This window comes from Mesorhizobium sp. WSM4842, from assembly GCF_055901575.1.
The window spans coordinates 7151251-7169485 of record NZ_CM148372.1 but is presented as its reverse complement, the minus strand read 5'-3'; the positions used below and the strand labels follow the sequence as shown (position 1 = coordinate 7169485).

General features: G+C 59.4%; 7 protein-coding genes and 3 pseudogenes. 4 read left to right on the top strand and 6 right to left on the bottom strand.

The features are described 5' to 3' along the window. Positions 1–202: 202 nt before the first annotated feature. From AC0NIE_RS34650 to grxC, 5 genes and pseudogenes are all read right to left on the bottom strand, one after another. A pseudogene (locus AC0NIE_RS34650) lies at positions 203–487 on the bottom strand (dihydrodipicolinate synthase family protein); the annotation flags it as partial. A gap of 15 nt (positions 488–502) precedes the next feature. Then, positions 503–1303 (bottom strand): YggS family pyridoxal phosphate-dependent enzyme, encoded by an 801-nt coding sequence (locus AC0NIE_RS34645; RefSeq protein ID WP_473482624.1) that lies wholly within the window; start codon positions 1301–1303, stop codon positions 503–505. Between the two features lie 15 nt (positions 1304–1318). Beyond that, complete coding sequence (locus AC0NIE_RS34640) at positions 1319–1576, bottom strand: hypothetical protein (RefSeq protein WP_474047348.1); 258 nt, start codon at positions 1574–1576, stop codon at positions 1319–1321. A gap of 65 nt (positions 1577–1641) precedes the next feature. Then, positions 1642–1875: pseudogene (locus tag AC0NIE_RS34635) on the bottom strand (LysE family transporter); the annotation flags it as partial. A 169-nt stretch (positions 1876–2044) separates the two neighbouring features. Beyond that, positions 2045–2795, bottom strand: a pseudogene (grxC, locus tag AC0NIE_RS34630) (glutaredoxin 3). 392 nt (positions 2796–3187) lie between these two features. Here grxC and AC0NIE_RS34625 point away from each other — a divergent pair. Further along, complete coding sequence (locus AC0NIE_RS34625; protein WP_473488863.1) at positions 3188–4321, top strand: RHE_PE00001 family protein; 1134 nt, start codon at positions 3188–3190, stop codon at positions 4319–4321. A 108-nt stretch (positions 4322–4429) separates the two neighbouring features. Here AC0NIE_RS34625 and AC0NIE_RS34620 read toward each other — a convergent pair whose 3' ends face one another. Next, positions 4430–7897 carry a class I SAM-dependent DNA methyltransferase gene (locus tag AC0NIE_RS34620; protein ID WP_473488862.1) on the bottom strand — a complete coding sequence of 1156 codons (3468 nt, stop codon included), beginning with the start codon at positions 7895–7897 and terminating at the stop codon, positions 4430–4432. Between the two features lie 477 nt (positions 7898–8374). Between AC0NIE_RS34620 and AC0NIE_RS34615 the strand changes: the two genes are divergently transcribed. From AC0NIE_RS34615 to AC0NIE_RS34605, 3 genes are all read left to right on the top strand, one after another. Then, positions 8375–14371 (top strand): DUF3320 domain-containing protein, encoded by a 5997-nt coding sequence (locus tag AC0NIE_RS34615; RefSeq protein ID WP_473488861.1) that lies wholly within the window; start codon positions 8375–8377, stop codon positions 14369–14371. Positions 14372–14512: 141 nt separating this feature from the next. Continuing rightward, entirely contained in the window at positions 14513–16951 is a 2439-nt protein-coding gene (locus tag AC0NIE_RS34610) for an AAA family ATPase (RefSeq protein WP_473488860.1), read from the top strand. A 421-nt stretch (positions 16952–17372) separates the two neighbouring features. Continuing rightward, positions 17373–17846 (top strand): hypothetical protein, encoded by a 474-nt coding sequence (locus AC0NIE_RS34605; protein WP_473488859.1) that lies wholly within the window; start codon positions 17373–17375, stop codon positions 17844–17846. Positions 17847–18235: the final 389 nt, after the last annotated feature.

The following is an 18235-nucleotide window of genomic DNA, read 5'->3' as shown; positions in this document are numbered from 1 at the left end:
TCGCAAAACGAGAATTAAGGACATGGCGCCCCGCCTCTGCCTGCCTCTTCGATGACGGTAGGCGGCACTCCCTTCTAAGCCCGCCGCGGCATTTCCCGCAACCCTTCGCTCTCGCTTCGGGTCCTTCTCTTCGTTCCGGTCCTTCGGATGCGGTCCGCCTGGACGGCGGCCCTTCCGTCCCAACTCGCCGCCTACCCCGCTTCCCTCCCGCTTCCGGGAAAGCCGCGAGTCGGCGAGCGGAGACAAAACGAAGCATGCAACACAGAAGCGTACCCGCGACGACCGGGATATGACCCGAGGCTTCCTCCACCGCAGCTTCGATAGCGCGGCGTCGTTCGTCGCGAGTCAGATACATATAAATGCCGGTGCTGCCGAGCAGGCCAATGGAATCGACCTCAGCCGCGATCAGCCGGCTGACCAGTTTCCGTAGCGCGTAAATGTCGACCCGGCCGGAACGATCGGCGGGGGTGATCGGAAAAGCAGACAGGCCGTTTGCGAAAAATCATGGTTCAATTCCTCGATCGGTGGGGGCGAAACCCGGCCAGTAGTGGCCGTCAGGAGTCGGCCGCTTGCCGAAGATGGCCTGACCGACGCGCACGACAGTGGCGCCTTCCTCGATGGCTTCCTCGAAGTCTCCGGTCATACCCATGGAGAGCCCGGTGAGCGCGGCGTTGTGCTTCACGGCTTTGTCCCGCAGTCGGCGCAGCAGAATGAAGCAAGGCCGCACCTTGGCCATGTCGGAGGAAAACAGCGCAAGTGTCATCAACCCGCATGGCCGGAGACGGGGAACCTGATCGAGGGCCTCCACGAAGGGCAGCAGCGCGTTCGGATGGAGGCCGAACTTGCTGCCCTCGCCAGACGTGTTGACCTGCACATAGACGTCGAGGAAGCGATCTTCGCGCTCCAGCCTCGTGTTCAGAAGGTCGGCGAGCCGCAGGCTGTCGAGCGCATGAAACTCACGCGCGAAGCGGGTCAGATATTTGGCCTTGTTGGTCTGCAGATGTCCGACGATGCTCCAGTCGATGGCGAGATCGTGAAGCGCCTCGCACTTTGTCATTGCCTCCTGGATCTTGTTCTCGCCGAAGGTGCTGATGCCGACGTCGAAGGCATATCGCAGGATATGGGCCGGCACCGTCTTGGTGATCGGCAGCAACCGCACGGAGGCACGGTCGCGCCCGGCCCGTGCGCAAGCAAGCGTGATGCGCTCTTCAACCGACGCCAGATTGGTGCGGAAGCTGGTAAGGGGATCAGGCCCGAAGCGTTCGACGTCCTCGGGCGAAAGCGGCGGATTGTTCGTGCCCATTGTGATCTGCCCCCTTCACCGCCCGGTGGCCAGATAGCCGCCGGCTTCCGTGATTGCGCGTTGAACCAAGGTGAGACCGGCGCCTGCGAAAAACAGCGCCAGTCCACCGTCAATCCAACGTTGCGCGTTGGCGTAGAGCCTCGACATGACCGGAAAGGAGAAAACGATCGCGGATCCGCTGAATATGATGACAGACAACACCGCACATCCGAGCAGGATGACGAAGGGCATATCCGGCTGAAGCCCGAGAGAGATTGTAGCGACCCAGGCCATGACGGCTTGGGGTTTGCCACATGGATCAGCACGCCCCGACGATAGACCATCCTGAACTCCGCGCGGGAGGGTTGAGTTTCGGCCAGCTTCGCCAGGTCCTTCCCCTGGAGGGCCGCCCGCAATGCAATCACCGCAAGATAGATGAGGTAGGAACCGCCGACGATCTGGATGGCGGTCAGCGTTTGAGGATAGGTCAGAAGCAATGCGGCCAGCCCTGTCGATGCGAGTGTCGCCCAGGTCCAGGAGATGGTGATCACCCCGGCGGCAAGTGCGAACGCTGCCGTACGGCCGCGGCTCATCGCCGTGCTCATGATCGCCATATTACTGGGCCTGGGCTCAAGGCGCCCAGGATGTAAGCTGCATAGGCCATGAGCAGGGAATGGAGAGGCGATACGTCCACGATCGATATCCTGGTGTTCGCGTGAGGAGCGCGATATGCGAGGGCCAGAGGAACGATTGCCTGCCCTATTAATTCGTCCGTGCGGCGAGAGGTTCGTCCAGGCGACCGGCCCGGTCGAGTTCTTGCAGTTCGTCGCCCCCGCCCACATGGGTTGAGCCAATGAAAATCTGCGGGACCGTCCGGCGGCCGCCGCTGCGGGCGACCATGACGTTCGCCGCTTCCGGATCGCGCTCAACGTCAACCTCGATGAACGCAACGCGCTTCGGTCAGGAGCGCCTTCGCGGCCTTGCAGTGGGGACAGTCCGGGGTGGTGTAGATCAGCACGCCCGACCTTTGCGCCGGAGCGGTGTTTTCTTGCAGCCAAGCGACGACTTCGGCCGCCGACCTGTTCGGCGGGAACACCGGATAGAAGACGTGTTCAATCACCCCGTCCTTGATGACGAGGGTCAGCCGCTTGATCAGCCGCATGCCTTCCACGGTCATGGTTGGCAGGCGCAGCGCGTCAGTCAGCTTGAACTCGGCATCGCTCAGGATCGGGAAGGCCAGGCCGAGCCGATCGGACAGCTCTTTCTGATATTCTGGGGTTTGCGTGCTCAATCCGTAGATCGTGACGCCGAAGGCGGCGAACACATCCTTTTCGGCCTGAAACGACAGGGTTTGCGGCGTGCATCCGCGCGCACCGGGAATGTCGTTCCAACCCGGCGGCAATTCGACGCCGGGAACCCCGGTCATCGGATAGGCATAGACGACGACGCGACCCGGCAAGGCGGACAAGTCCACCAGTTCGCCGAAGGTCGTGCGGAGCGTCACGCTTGGCATTTGCATGCCGGCCAGATGATCGGCCTCGCCATCGTCCACCGGGGGTGGCAGGTTGTCGGGAAGGGAAAACGGATTGGCGGGGTGCTCGGGATTGGTCATGGGTTGGGTCTCCATTGCGATTACTTTCCCATGCGCTCATAGGTGGACTATTATAAAGGGCCGTTATTCGTATTTCATCTAAGGCGATGTTCGCTGTCTGTTCTTGTTGGCCGCGTACGATTTTGAGCAGCTCTTGTTCTGGCCCGGTTAGGTCCGCATGCGCGCAAAGGCCCAGGATTCGAAGGCGATCAAGATGCGCTGCCGTCCGTAGGCGACTGACCAGTGTCATCATTGGTCAGCATCAAGCCACATTGAAAGACTGAGCACTCCTGCTGACTTTGTCCACAGACCTGTTGGCCCGCCTCGACGAGCGCGTGCACAAAAGCCCGGTCGGAGACGGCTTTATCCAACGCCAGCACTTTGCCGACGCGGCCGCGGCGCTGTGGCTCGACGGCGAGCTCGTCCACCTTGAAGACCTCGTCCTGCACGACGCCCATATGGACATCCGCACCCCGACCCACGAGCTCACCCGGGCGCATGCCGTGCTGCGCGTCCGCCGCCGCATTCTTTTGCACCCGCCCGACTGGGCGCTTTCTCGCGTTGGCGTTTTGGCGTTGCGCGGCCGTGAAGGGCAGGGCGGCGACGGGGCGACTCCGGGACAGGTCAGCTCCGAACCCGATGCCGCAACGGCGGCCGCTTGGCCAGAAGACGACGCCGACGAAAGCCTTTCCGAAGACACCGACCAGGAGGATGCTCTTGCCGAAGAACTGGCGGAGATCGACGCCGTGCTGGCCCGCTCCAGCCGGCTGCTGGCGGGCGAAAAGTTCGCGCCGCGCCTGGCGGACCGTCCGGAGGTCGACACGGCAGGGCAGGGGGCAAACGCGCGGGAGGCCTTGCCGGACAGTCTCGGGCCGCTGATCCGCGATCTCGACTGGGACGAGGACCAGCGGTTGGCCGAATGGCTCGCCGCCGTCGACCGGCTCCGCGGCGAAAACATGCCTGCCGTGCTGGCTGCGGCGATCGCCTGGGGGGCCTGGCAAGACATCGAACCGCTGCAGCACCAACATTGGCTCGGCACGTTGCTGGTGGCCGCGCTGCTCAGGGAGCGCGGCAAGGTCGGCTCGCATCTTTTTGCTCTTAATTCGGGGCTGCGCCTGATTGCCAGGGAACGGCGCAAAGCCCCGGCCCGAACGACCCGGCTGCTGGCCGCGCTCGACGCTTTTGCGGAGGCCGCCGCGGCCGGGCTCAAGGAACTCGATCGCCTGGCGCTGGCCAAAAGCCAGATGGAGCGCCGGCTCAGCAGCCGGCGCAAAAGCTCGAGCCTGCCGAGGTTGATCGAGTTGGTAATGGCGCGGCCGGTGGTGTCGGCCGGTCTGATTGCGGCCGAGCTGAAAATCAGCCAGCGCGCGGCGCTCGACCTCGTCGCCGAGCTCGGCATCCGGGAGGTGACGGGCAGGGGGCGATACCGGGCATGGGGTTTACTCTAAAGAGCCTGACCTCTCTTGACGCTACGCGCCTCGGGGGCAAATTCCTCTTCAACACGAAGTCTCAACGGAGCGGCAATCCCTGCAAGCTGGCCCGAAATAGCGGCTAAGCTAAGCCGCGTATCGGCCGTCATCCAATCGACGCGCTTGGCCTATGGCCGCGAGTGCGTCCAGGACCGGTAGCACGGTCGATGCCCGTTTGCCGGCGAAGGCTCGCGCCACATCGGCGGCGGTGAGCGGCTTGCCCGCATCCGAGAGCACGCTCCCGATCGAGACGACCTGCTCAGGCAACGTATCGGGCCACTGCAGCGCCGCCCGCACCTCAGCGGCGTCCCGGGTTTCCAGCTCCAGCCGGCGCGGTCGCTCGACTGTGGCCGCGCTGACCTGGAACTCCGGCCGGATGTAGCGAACGACGCCCTTCGCCTCCTCTATCGCGCGATCGGAATTGAGGGCGACCAAGAACTCGAGGATGGCTTCGTCGCTCGCGTTGGGTGCCAACCCGTACGCGTCGCAGACGGCTCGATCGATTTCGTCGAGGTATTGCTGGAGCACCCTCAGATGCGCGCGCTCGTACACCGCTCGTTCCTTGGCGTTCAGCGGACCTCCTGCCCGCAGCGTGTGGATCACGTTGTGCGCGTCCGTGAGCGTCAGGTCCGGGTGGTCGGCCAGCAGGCCGCAATGCAGTCGATCCATTATCTCTGCCGCCCCGCTGATCCGAGCCTTGAGTCCGTCATCCTCGATGATCGGGAATGGGAAAGGCTCGAAACAGACCTCGTTCTGGTAACGCGGATCATTGCCGGCGCCCTGACGTCCACCAGCGCGCTCGGCCCATGTGCGATGAATCCGAGACGACAGCACGCCGAGGACGAAAGCGTCGTCCGACGCGACCGCGATCACCGAGCCGTCGACGATGGCCCCGTGCGCCTGCAGGAACCGGAAAATCCGATGCTTGGAGGTCTCGGACGTGACAATGAACCGGCTGAGGCCGGCAATTGACCTCCTCAGGTGCGGGCGCGGCTCTGCGAACAGCCACCACTTTTCCCGATAGGCGGGGCGATCGTTCTGATCGCGCTCCGGCTTCACGCGGTCAAACAGGTGTTGGTACACGCCGGGATAGCGGTCGCGTAGTTGAGCTTCCGATAGCCCAAAACAATCGATCGCAAAGAAGCAACTGGGCGGGTCCGTGATGTCTGAACCAGCGACGATGCGAGGCATGCGTTCGGTGGGGAAACTCTCGCTCTCAAAGCGGGCACGAGTCGAGGCGTCGATCCGAAAGCCATCTCCGGACATCTTCATGCCCATCCAAGAGAGCTTGGCGTTGCTCGCGAGCGGAGCTGCAGCCGCGATCGCCGCGCCGATCGAGAGATCGATCTGGATCGCGCCGCGCGACTCCATCAGGTCGAACACCGATTCGCGGCGGACGCGGCGCTCGTTTTGCACGCAGGCCAGCGTGCCCTCGGCTGCTCCCTTGGCGATCACGGTCATTGCGATCCGCACGGCCGCCGTCGTTTCCGTGTCGTACCACGGATGGTTCGGGATTGCGAAAACCAAGTGCACCGGATGCTTGCGATCATTTATCCGGCCACGCAGAACCGGCCGGTTGCTCGCCTGAGCGATGGTCTTGGTGGTGATCAGCCCCGCCCGACGCACACGCCCCGACGCCACCAGCTCGGCGGCGTGATCCCACCAGTACATGACGAAGTCAATTTCCTGGGACAGCGCCGGATAGGCAGAACGGACCGCGCTCGTGTAGCCAGTACCGAGTCGTTTTCGCATCTTCTTGTTACCGATGAACGGTGGGTTGCCCACGATGAAGTCCGCTCGAGGCCATTTCGTCGCCCGAGGTCGAACATAGTGGTAGGTTTCGACACGCCCCATTTCGTCAGGGACGAATTCGCCGGTTGTGCCGTGGGGCTTGACAGTGACGCCGTCCCAAACCGTGATCGGCGCGCCTTGCTCGTCCGTTGCCAGGGCCTTGCTGTCCCAATCGATCACCGCGTCTCTCGTCTCGATCGTCTGAACGTCGCGCAGGATCGGCTCGGGAGGCATCTTTTCGGCCCCGGCAGTGCGGAAATGCCATTGCAGGTAACCAATCCATAGGACCAGCTGGGCGATGGCTGCAGCTCGTGGGTTCACCTCGATGCCGAGGAAATTCTCAGGCGTGATCGTCCGGCCGGTGATTTCCAGGACGTCTTGGTACCCGCCAAGCGCCACGGCCATCTCGATTACCTCAGCTTCGAGCTCCTTCATTTTCGCCATTGCTACGTACAGGAAGTTGCCGGTCCCACATGCGGGATCCAGCACGAGGGTCTTCGCAAGCTTTCGGTGGAACGCCTGCACGATCTTAGCCGCTTCGCTCCGCCGGTCCTGGTCGAGCAGGCCGACGACCGCTGTCTTGACGCCGGCCCACTCGTTCCGAAGTGGGTCCATAATAGTAGGGACGACCAGGCGCTCTACGGAAGCGGGCGGCGTGAAGTGCGCGCCGAGCTTCGCCCGCTCCTTAGGATTCAGCGCCCGCTCCAGCAGCGTTCCAAAGATTGCGGGCTCGACTTGGGTCCACTTCGCCTCCGCAGCTCTGATCAGCACCTCCAGCTCTTCCGCGTCTAGCGGCAGGGCTTCGTGGTCTTTGAACAGATAGCCGTTGAACTGGCGCACTCGCTCACCAGCGGCGCCGAGCGCTCCCACGAAGCCGCTGGTATCCATCTTCGACCAAAGTTCAGCGAGTTGGTCCTGCAGCAGCTCCGGCCTTCCCCTTTGGCGCTTCAACAGGCCTTTGAAGGAGTCCTTCGGGATTAGGTTCGTATCCTCAGCGAACATCGTGAACAGCAGCCGCATGAGGAATGCGGACGTCTTCGACGCCTCATGGCCGCGGTCTTCCAGGCGGCGCGCCAGCGTCGCAAGCAGATCGCCGATCTGACGCGTGACCTTAAGGGCTTCCTTGGACGGATCCAGGCTGAGCGGCGCAGTCCACATCGCCGCCAGCCGCTTGCGAACGGCCGGGTCGCTAAGGTCGTCCAGCATGACGCGGTAGCTACTGCGGTTCGGAAACTGCGTGTAAGCCTTCCCGGTGCAGGTGAAGTCTGCGTAGACCTCGATGCAATAGCCGACGTCGCAGACCAGCAGGAACGGGGGCCAGCCATGATCGACGGGCAGAGCTTTCGCGTAACGTTCGGCCTGGCCCTTCGCTTGCGTCATGGCCTTGACCCAGCCGGGGGTGCCTCGCATAGCTGTTCCGCGCTTTACGCGCACGGCAGCGGTTTGCCCGAAGAGATCCAGGTCCAGCTCGTTGCGTTCTGCGGCCGCGCGGTCGCCCTCGGAACCTTGCTTAGCCTCTAGGACGAAACAGCCTCGCTTGTAGCAGTCGATCCGCCCGAAGCTGGTCGTTCCGTCGCCGTTGTCCTGGAAGACTCGCCGCTCGAACACATAGTCGTTCTGCACATCGTCGGCCCGGCTTCCATTCGGCGGTAACACTTCCAGGAAAGCACACAAGCCATTTACGAAGCTCTGTGTATTGGCGAGCTCGGACCCTCCGGTGTGGCGCCATTCGTCGATGAATTGTTCGATCATGTCGTCAGTCATTCCCGGCCGGTCCTCCGAAACAATGATGCAGCCATACATAGCAGGGACATTGGTAAATTTCCGGTGGTGCACGCAAGCTGCTATGGTCGCGAACCTGGTTTGAGGTGGGAAGGGAGGCGCTTTGTGGAACGGTCGCCGGCGGGGCCGGCCGAGCTGCGCGGGATCATAGGAGTTCAGGGTGGACGGGATCAGCCTGGAGAGGCTGGACAAGATGTTCGAGGCAATTGAGGACAGCGTTTCCGCAGTCGATATGTGATCTGGAAAGCGTGCCAACAGGGATCGTGGCAAACGGCGACTAGCTTTCGCCGTTTTCCGTCCCATTGACATATCGCGACGTCAGTAGGTAAGGCCTTGGGTATCTGAAAGATTAGCCTGCGCCGCTGAGCTCGTACACAGGAGAAATTTCTAGGCACCACGTCAGTCTATCGACATCGCTTCCTGGACCCAATAGTGTTTCGGGTTGGGGGGCTAATGTGTATGGATTCAGTTTTTTCGGTTTCGGCGTCGATCGCAAACCATCTAAGCGTCGCGTTCCATCAGAACGAAATAGCGCTCGTCAACGAGATCGAGCTTCGAAACGACCTTGGCAAAGATGTTTCCGAAATTGAATTGCGGATTGAAAGTGAGCCCGCATTTGCTGCTCCACTTGTCATCCGCATCGATGGAATAGGCAACAATTCTTCTCGTCGAATATCGTCTGTTGATCTGAAACTCGATGCTGGTTTCTTGCGTCAATTACGAGAGGGGTTGCTCGGGTCGCTTGTGCTTTCTGTCTGGGAAGGCAAGGAAGTTCTCGCCAGACAGCAATCCGATATTCACCTCCATCCACCATCACATTGGGGCGGAACAGGTGCAGCGCCCGAATTGCTGGCTGCGTTTGTGCGTCCAAACGATCCCGCGATTGACGTCGTGTTGCATGATGCAGCGTCGAAACTGAGTGCGTCAGGCAAAGATGCGGCTATAGACGGATACAAAGCCGGCACGAAAGAGCGAAGCTGGGAACTTGCAAGCGCGATTTGGTCCGCTATCGCGAGGCATGGGCTCACTTATGTTCTACCTCCTTCCAGTTTCGAGAGATCTGGCCAAAAGGTAAGGAGTCCGAGCGATATTCTGGAACGACGAACCGGAACTTGCCTGGACACTGCACTTATGTACGCGGCCTGCCTTGAGCAGGCAGGACTGAACCCGCTGGTGGTCCTCACGCAAGGGCATGCGTTTGTTGGTCTCTGGCTCAAACAGGATGACTTTTCCACAGTCGCGGTGGACGATGTCCAAGTTCTGAGGAAACGTCGCGATCTCGAGGACCTGATTCTCATCGAGACAACGCTGCTGACGCACAATCCGCCTGGATCGTTCTCGGCCGCAGTAAAACAAGCCAGCATCCAGGTTGAGGAGGGAGCGGCTACTTTCGAGGTCGCAATCGATATTCGTCGTGCTCGTGTTCGCCATATCAGGCCACTCGACCTGGGGGAGGGCGCGTTCTCCACGTTAAAGCCGACTGACGAAACACATCCGATTGATCTTGAGATCGAAGCGCCTCCGACGTTTATAGGAGAGACCGTTTCTCATGCTGCGAAAGAGGAGCCGATTGACCGGCTAGAAAAATGGAAGCGCAAGCTTCTCGATCTTTCCTTGCGAAATAAACTACTCAATTTCAAAGATACGAGAAAAGGCGTTCTGATCGAATGTCCTGAGCCCGCTCGGCTTGAAGACATGCTCGCTGAAGGCAAGAATTTTAAGCTGATGGCCCGTTCGGACGTTCTCGGAGTGGGGGACGCCCGCAACTCCGAGTTGTTTCGCGAACGCCATCATGAGGATGGTCGGGAAAGCTATCTTCTACAGGCACTGGAGCGTGCCGAGCTTCACACGATAAGCAGCCAGACGGAACTCGACAACCGTCTGCTTGACCTCTTTCGGCTGACCCGCACAGCCTTTGAAGAGGGCGGTTCAAATATACTGTTTCTGGCAATGGGCTTTCTGAAGTGGACCCAGAAAGACAAGGGACCTGTTTATCGTGCACCGCTACTCCTTGTGCCCGTTTCGTTGCAACGGTCGAGCGTTCGATCCGGTTTCCGCCTTGCGTTGCATGATGAGGACGTACGCTTCAATCCGACGCTGCTTCAGATGCTGAGGCAGGATTTCAAACTCAGCATTCCAGAATTGGACGGCGAACTTCCTTCCGATCAGTCCGGGATTGACGTTTCTAAGATCTTGCGAATTGTCCGTACGCATGTGAAGGATTTGCGAGGCTGGGAAGTCAGCCCGGAAGTGGTACTGTCGACCTTCTCGTTCACGAAGTTTTTGATGTGGCGCGATTTGGTGGAGCGGACCGAACTCCTGAAGCGAAATCCGGTTGTCCGGCACCTGATCGACACGCCTAAGGAACAGTATGGCGACGGTGCGCCATTTCCGGCGCCCGATAAAATCGACCAAGACTATCATCCCGCGGATATTTTTGCCCCACTCTCGGCGGATTCATCGCAGTTGGCTGCGGTCCTAGCCGCATCGTCGGGCAAGGACTACGTCTTGTTCGGCCCGCCTGGGACGGGAAAGAGCCAGACTATCGCGAACATCATCTCGCAGTGCCTGGCGCTCGGAAAGACGGTCCTGTTCGTGTCCCAGAAGACTGCCGCTTTGGAAGTCGTGCAAAGGCGTCTGCGCGACATAGGCCTTGGCGAATACTGCCTCGAAGTTCATTCCACCAAGGCACAAAAGTCGGCGGTGCTCGGACAGCTGAAGCAAGCTTGGCATGAGCGCCAATCACCCACGGCAGCAGATTGGACTGCAGCCGCTGACGGGCTCGCCAAACTACGTGATGAATTGAATTCACTCGTTTCCGTCCTTCACAGGCGCCGCGCCAACGGGATGACAGCATTTCAAGCCCTCGGGCGGGTGGCTGCGGATCGCGCGCGTTTCGTCGGAATGAAATTCGAGTGGCCGTCGACCGAGCATACTACTCAACAGATTCAGGCAATGCGCGAAATATGCCGGGAGTTGAAGATCGATGCAGCAATTGTGGGCGACGTTGCATCGCATCCGCTGCGAGGTATGGGAACCTTTGCATGGGACCCTTTCTGGCCCGCTAAAGTGGAAAAGACGATCAAATCGTCTGTTGGCGCAATTCAGGACTTTGAGAAAAAGGCAAAGGCTCTTGCCGGCGCTCTTGGCTTTGCGCCATCGATGGACACCGAAGCTACCCGCCAACTGATTGCCTTTGGCAAATTGATGAGTGCGGACGCTGCGGGTAATGGCCAGCTGTTCGTGGGTGAACAGGCCGTAACAGTCAAGTCCGCCATTGTCGAACTTAGTAAACTGCAGGCCAAACTGTCGAAGCAAAGGGACCAGTTGACGGTTGTCTATCGACCCTCGGTATTCGATCAGGATCTAAAACAGATTTTGTCGGACTGGACTGACGCCAAGGTCGCAAATTTCCTAACACGCGGAGGCAAAGAACGGCGAGTACGGGCGCTTCTGCAACCCTACGCCACTGCCAATCTTCCTACAGAGATCGGACAGGATCTCGTTTGCCTTATCGAAATGAAGGAAACCGTCAAAGCCGCGAGCGATCTCGTACCCCACTTATCCGTGTTCGAGGGTATCGATACCAGCATTGACATGGAACTCCGCAGCTTAGGCATATTTCTCGACTGGGCGAAGCAGTTTACTCAGCTACTACCGACGACCGCCGCGGTCGTTGGACTGACTACCAAGCAACTTCAGGAAGATGCGATCCGAATGCGCGTCGAGCGTCGCGAGGCGTTCCGGTCAGGTGGCGAAGTAGCCATCGCTTCGGCTGAGGCGGAGCAATCACTTTTGACGGTTGAAGGCGCAAAAGGCGATCTTGGAAGCCTTGTCGGTCACGTTCCGAACGCGTCGTCTCTTCTAGACAATTCGTTGGAAACTCTAAGCATCGCGACCCTCGAACGTTGGGCGACAGGCTTGGGATTGGCGCAAACTTGGTCTGCTTGGTCAAATACGGCAGATCGAGCCCAAACTGCGGGGCTGTTATCCCTTGTGGCCTCTATCGCCGATGGGTCAATCCGGCCATCAGAGATCGAAGCGGCTTTTGAAGCGTCATATGCCCGTTGGTGGAGCAATTTCCTTGTTGCGGAAGATCCGCTGCTGCGGACATTCCTTGCGGCACGGCAGGAAGATGCCATTGCCCGTTTCCGTGCTGCCGATGAGAGGGTGGCAGAACTGTCGAAGCGGATCGTCCGCTCAAGACTTGCCGGCACCATCCCTGGGCCGACCGCGTTTGGTTCCGATCCCGAGTGGGGCACGCTTGCGCGCGAACTGCAAAAGCGGGCCAAGCATCAACCGTTACGGCAGCTTTTCGGCAACATACCGACCATACTGACTCAGCTGACGCCTTGCGTGATGATGAGCCCGCTTTCCATCGCGCAGTACCTGCCGCCCGATTCTAAGCCGTTCGATGTGGTCATTTTCGATGAGGCTTCACAGATACCTGTCTGGGACGCCATCGGTGCAATCGCGCGTGGCAACCAAGTCATCATCGTCGGCGATCCAGAGCAATTGCCGCCCACCAACGTTGGGGAACGCAGCGTCGACGAAATAGAGGATGGGACCGATGTCGAGGATCAGGAGAGCATTCTGGACGAGTCTCTTGCTTCCAATATTCCGGCCCAGCGTCTCGATTGGCATTATCGCAGCCGCCACGAAAGCCTGATCGCCTTCTCCAACAATGCATATTACAAGGGGCGGCTCGTCACCTTTCCCTCCCCTGTCACGCAGGATCAGGCTGTGCGCTACGTTCATGTCCCGAACGGGATTTACGAGCGCGGCACTGGAAGGGTCAACCGCGAGGAGGCGCGTGTTGTCGTGGCCGAACTCGTCTCGCGGCTTCGCGATCCTTACTTTGTCGGTCAGGGCCTATCGATCGGTGTCGTCACTTTCAATAGCGAGCAAATGCGACTGATCGAAAACATGCTCGATCAGGAACGTCGCAGCTATCCGGAAATCGAACGGTTCTTCGATGCCGCTCGATCACAGGAACCGGTCTTCGTAAAGAACCTGGAAAACGTCCAGGGAGACGAGCGCGATATAATTTTCTTCTCCGTCGCAGTTGGACCAGATCAGACTGGGCGGACGGTTTCGACGGTAAGTTCGCTCAATAAAGAGGGCGGGCATCGCCGCCTGAATGTTGCGATCACGCGCGCCCGCCAGGAAATGGTCGTGTTCGCGACACTTCGCCCCGAGCAGATCGATCTGTCACGGACAGCGGCACGCGGCGTTCGAGAATTCAAGCACTTCCTGGAGTTTGCAGAACGTGGCACGCGCGCAATCGCCGAAGCATTCTCGCCAACAGGGCAGGACACCGAATCGCCATTCGAGGATGCTGTTAAAGCCGCCCTCGAAACGCGTGGCTGGACTGTCCATCCTCAAGTTGGAGTTTCCAATTTTCGTGTCGATCTAGGCATCGTTGATCCGGATGCCCCCGGACGATATCTCGCCGGCGTTGAATGCGATGGTGCGACCTATCACCGCTCGGCGACGGCGCGGGACCGGGATCGGTTGCGGGAACAGATACTGCGCGGGCTCGGATGGCGAATACACAGGGTGTGGAGCACAGATTGGTGGATGAACTTCGAGGTCGCGACGGAAACGCTTCACTCAGCTCTGGAGGCCGACCTCGCCTCAAGCCGGGCGTCCTCGACCAAGGCGGCCGAAGCTGCCGCCAAAGAGGCTGAAAAAATCCTGCTATCGCGACCTGAGGCAGATGCGATGGTGGCCGAGCCGGCGCCTGACACGGACAATGCCCCGGAGTCGAAGCTGGTCAGACCAGATACTCAGAAAATGGACGATCTCGCGGTCGAAGAAATCATTAGCGTCTCTATGAACACTGCACTAGTCGTGCAGGGTTCCCCGCCGAACGGGTCGAGCGCGCATGTTACAAGCTATGCCGACGCAGTCACAGTCGCGAGCCAGGCCGATCCCCAGGCGGGAGCGAAACGACTCTATCGTCAGACCAATCTATTAACGGCCGGATTTTCGAGCGACGCGTCGAAATTCTATGATCCGGCATACCGCTCGCAATTGCGCGCGATGACGAGTCATATCTTGTCTGTCGAAGCGCCGATCTACGAGGACCTGCTGTTTCAGCGGTTAGCGCGCGCGCACGGGTTTGCGCGGGCCGGCGGCAATATCCGCGAAACGATTCAGAACGCGATCGGGCGCATCGTTCAGGTGGTAGAGGACGATGGCAGACGCCTCATTTGGCCGCTGGGTACCGACACCACTGTAATTGTGCCATTTCGCGAGTGTATCTCGGACGAACGCACACACGTCGACGTTCCGCTATGCGAACTTGCCTCGCTTGCGCTGCGCTTCGCCAAGGATGGCGGAGATCGTGATGAAACCGTCCGTCGCATGGCGCAGCACTTTGAACTGGGCCGATTTCGAAGCGTGACTCAGGAGCGCTTCGAACGCGCTTACCGCAGGGCGGTGGGAGAATAGCCGACCAATAGCGGAACTTACTCAGCTATGCCCTCGGATCTCTCCAGAAGCGTGATTGAATTATGCTCTGTTTCTATGTGGCAATTTCTGCGAACCGGTATCTGCCTCGCCTGTTTGCGCTAACGAAAAGGATTGAGCCCGATGCGGGAGGCTGCCATTTCGCGCCCGCTCGCTAAGACGGTCAGTATTTGGGAGGCGCTGGACGGTTGGGGAAAATCACTTCCCGGTTGGCAAAAATTCATGGTTTCCTATGCAGTGCGGGACGGCAAGCTTTCAGATGAGCGGATCGGCGAAGCCTACACGATCTATCTGAGAGGTGCGTTGCTCAGCACTGATACAGCGCCGCTTCCCGCTATTCCCGATTCCATTACCGGTCGACCCGACAGCACAGACTCGAGTCCACTTATCATCGCCGGGATCAAAAACCCTGTCAGCGTAAACGCAATCCCCGGTACTGCCGAGCTGCACTTCGGCAACGGCTTGACCATCATCTACGGGCACAACGGCGCAGGCAAAAGCGGATTTGCCAGGATATTGTCCGCCGCCTGTTTCAGCCGGTCACGTCAGAAGATTCACCCCAACGTCTACGACACGAAGGCCGAAGTGATTCCGGCCAGCGCCGATATCATGATCAGGCGCGGACAGGGGCAGGATGAGACTCTTTCGGCCACGCACGGGACAGAGCATCCGGTCCTGCGCCGGGTCAGCGTTTTCGACTCAGCTATAGCCACCGTCCACCTTGCCCAGGAAACCCCATTGGGTTTTCAGCCCGCAGGGTTCGACGTTTTCGATGAAGTGGTCCGCGTCATAGAGGCCATCTCTAAGCGTCTTGATGACGATATCGCTAAGCGCCGGTCCGAAAACAAGTTCGTCAACATCTTCATCGGCGAGAGCGCGATCAAGACCGACATCAGTAATCTGTCGAAGGACACCGATGCAGCGGCGCTGCGCAAGCTCGCTGTTTACGGTGAGACGGAGGCACAGCGCCTTGCTGAGATCGACTCCCAGATTGCTGAGCTGAAATCTAAATCGCCTGCCGACCTCATCAAGCAGCGCGAGGATGCGAAGAAAGACATCGATGACCTGAAGAAGAGGGCGGCGGGACTGCCGCACGAGTTGGACGATGATGCCTGTAATGCTTACGAAGAGCAGGTCGATGCACTGAAATTAAAGATCGCCGCCGCGATGGCCGCATCTCTGGATGGTGTAGGCAGCGCTGATCTCAAAAAGACCGGCAGCAACACATGGGAGACCTTCGCAAAATCGGCACGGCAGTTGGGAAGGGAAGAGAAGGAATCCTATCCGCAAACTGGTGACCCTTGCCTGCTATGCCATAGGCCCCTGGACGAGCCGGCTGCGTCGCTCATAAAACGCTTCTGGAGCTTCTTTGACGACGAAGCGCGTGTAGCGGCCGAGAAAGCCAACGCCGCACTCGACGCGACGGTCGAACGCTTGAAGAAATTGGACCTTTTGCTCCTGCCTGCAGAGGGGCGGATGCGCGCCGATCTCGTGAAGGTCGTACCCGCGCTTGTCCGCACCATCGATGAATTCGCAGCTCAGCTTGCCGCGCGCCGTGACCAGATTGTCGCCTACCTTGAGCGCCGTAGTGAGTCCTTGCCGGAAGGTAATATCGCAGCCCCGGGCGCCGCTATCGACGCCTGCCGGCAGACGCTGGATGACGAGATCAATCACCTAAATGGGAATTCTGTCGATGCGGCGCTGTCAGTCCGGCAGGCAGAGCATATCCTACTGCGCCATCGGCAGGTTCTGTCGCAGAACATCGAGGATGTATGCGCCTATGTAGACAGCCAGGAATGGATCGATAAGGCAGCGACAACCAAAAGGTCGCTGACCACACGCTTTGTCACCGAAAAGCAAAAAGACCTTTTCCAGACGCTGATAGAGGGAAATTACAAGGACCGGCTCAAGCAAGAGTGTAGTGACCTAGACGCCGTTCTGCCCATCGAGTTCAAAGCCAGAGGTAGTGCTGGCAAGACTATGCGCGGCCTGCAAATGCAGGGCGGTCACAAACCGAACGAGATTTTGAGCGAAGGCGAGCAGCGGGCAGTAGCCCTTGCCGACTTTCTGACAGAAGTAAATTTGAACCCATCTTCGGCAGGGATCATCCTTGATGATCCCGTCACATCGCTCGATCACAGGCGCAAGCGAAAGATCGCGGAACGTCTCGCGCGCGAAGCAAAAGTCAGGCAAGTCATCGTCTTTACCCACGACCTGGTGTTTCTGAGCAAGCTTATGGATGTGGCAAAGGAGAACAATGTTGAACTCTCCACCCATTGGGTGGACCGGGGCAGCGACAATGCGCCAGGGCATGTCAAACTTGATGACTGCCCGGCAGGCTCCGATGCATATAAGACACCACAGCGCGCAAAGGAATCCCTCGCCAAGGCGAGAAAAGCCATAGGGCAGATAAGGGTAGACAATGTTCGTGCCGGCGCATCGGCGCTACGGCAGACTCTCTACGCGGGAAGTTGTGGCTGCGGGCGATGCAGTCAAGTCATGGCATTCTGTCATAAGATGGGATTTCACGACACGATGATGCAAGCTAGTGTTTCGTCATGACACCCTTGGAAGATAACGAGGCGACAGGCTCGGACGCCGAGCAACTGCCTGCAATGAAGAGTATTGCCTTCTGGCCCGACTATACGCGGGGCGCGAACAAGACCAATCGGCAGGCAGCCGAAGACCGACTGCTCACGCTCTTTAGTTCGATGGACGTCGCCGATCCTGAACGCTGGGTCAGCGTTGGCCACCGATTTCTCCCCAAACAAAGAGGGCTGGTGGCCCCGTCACCCTTTAAGCTCGTGCCGTCGGAATTCTTGGCTCGAGCGCGACGAAAGCCACCGCAGGAGCCGCAGGCGACAGCGTCAGGCTTCGCCGCCTGGATTATTCGCTCTACAGTAGTGCGTACGGGCATGACGAGGATCGCGAACGCGGCAAGGAAATCGAGCAGGAGGTTCTGGAGCGACGGCGACGGGCAGCCTTGTGCAACGACAACAAGTTCCTGTGTGGGATCTATTCGAACCGGGCGCTGGTCCATAACGGAATACAGCAGCACCCTGATCAGCCACCGGCCTATCTCGAGGTCGGTCACCTGCGCGTCGGCGGCATCCCGCTGCGGGTGTCGCCTGATTTAATGTATTACAACGCCCAGTTGTCAAAGGTGGTGATCGTCGAGATCAAGTACACCAAGATGGATATCCCGACGAACCTATGGCCGAACGTGTGGGGTCAGCTGTGGTGCTATTCGCAGCTTGATCTGGCGATCGATGCACAGACCGTGTCCGTCGTCGGCGAAGTCTGGGGCGATAAGTGGACCCGCAGCTATGGGCGTGGCCATAGCCGGGTGGAAGGCGAGCGTCTCATTAGCCTCCGAGCATCAGTGCAACGCAATCCCCTCGAACCCGCCTGCGACCGCTTCTTTCGCGAGCTGTTCAACATTTATTGCGGGTCGTAGGCCGCAGCTAGACGTACCGACGCACGCTGTCTCAGATCGACGCAGCCGCCGAACAGTTTTCAGCCACATCACGGCATCTCGACGCGGCACGCAGGCGTGTCGACTTTCCCCTGTCGGCCGCCTGAAAGCTGCGCGACGGCTTTCGGCGCAAAACTGGAACGGCTATAAACGGCGTCACCTGGTGGATTTGCATACCGTCCGCCCATCGGCAGCCGAGAGTGGAATGCAGACATTCATAGGCATTTACATCTGCGGCCGTTGCCTCAAGGACAGCAATAACATACCAGGTCACTACCAATAGCCGGTCCTCGGGTTGGCCTGCGTTCGATCAATCCTTCGATAGTCGCCGGTTGTGCCACCGCTTACCAATGACCCTGAAAAAAGCTTGT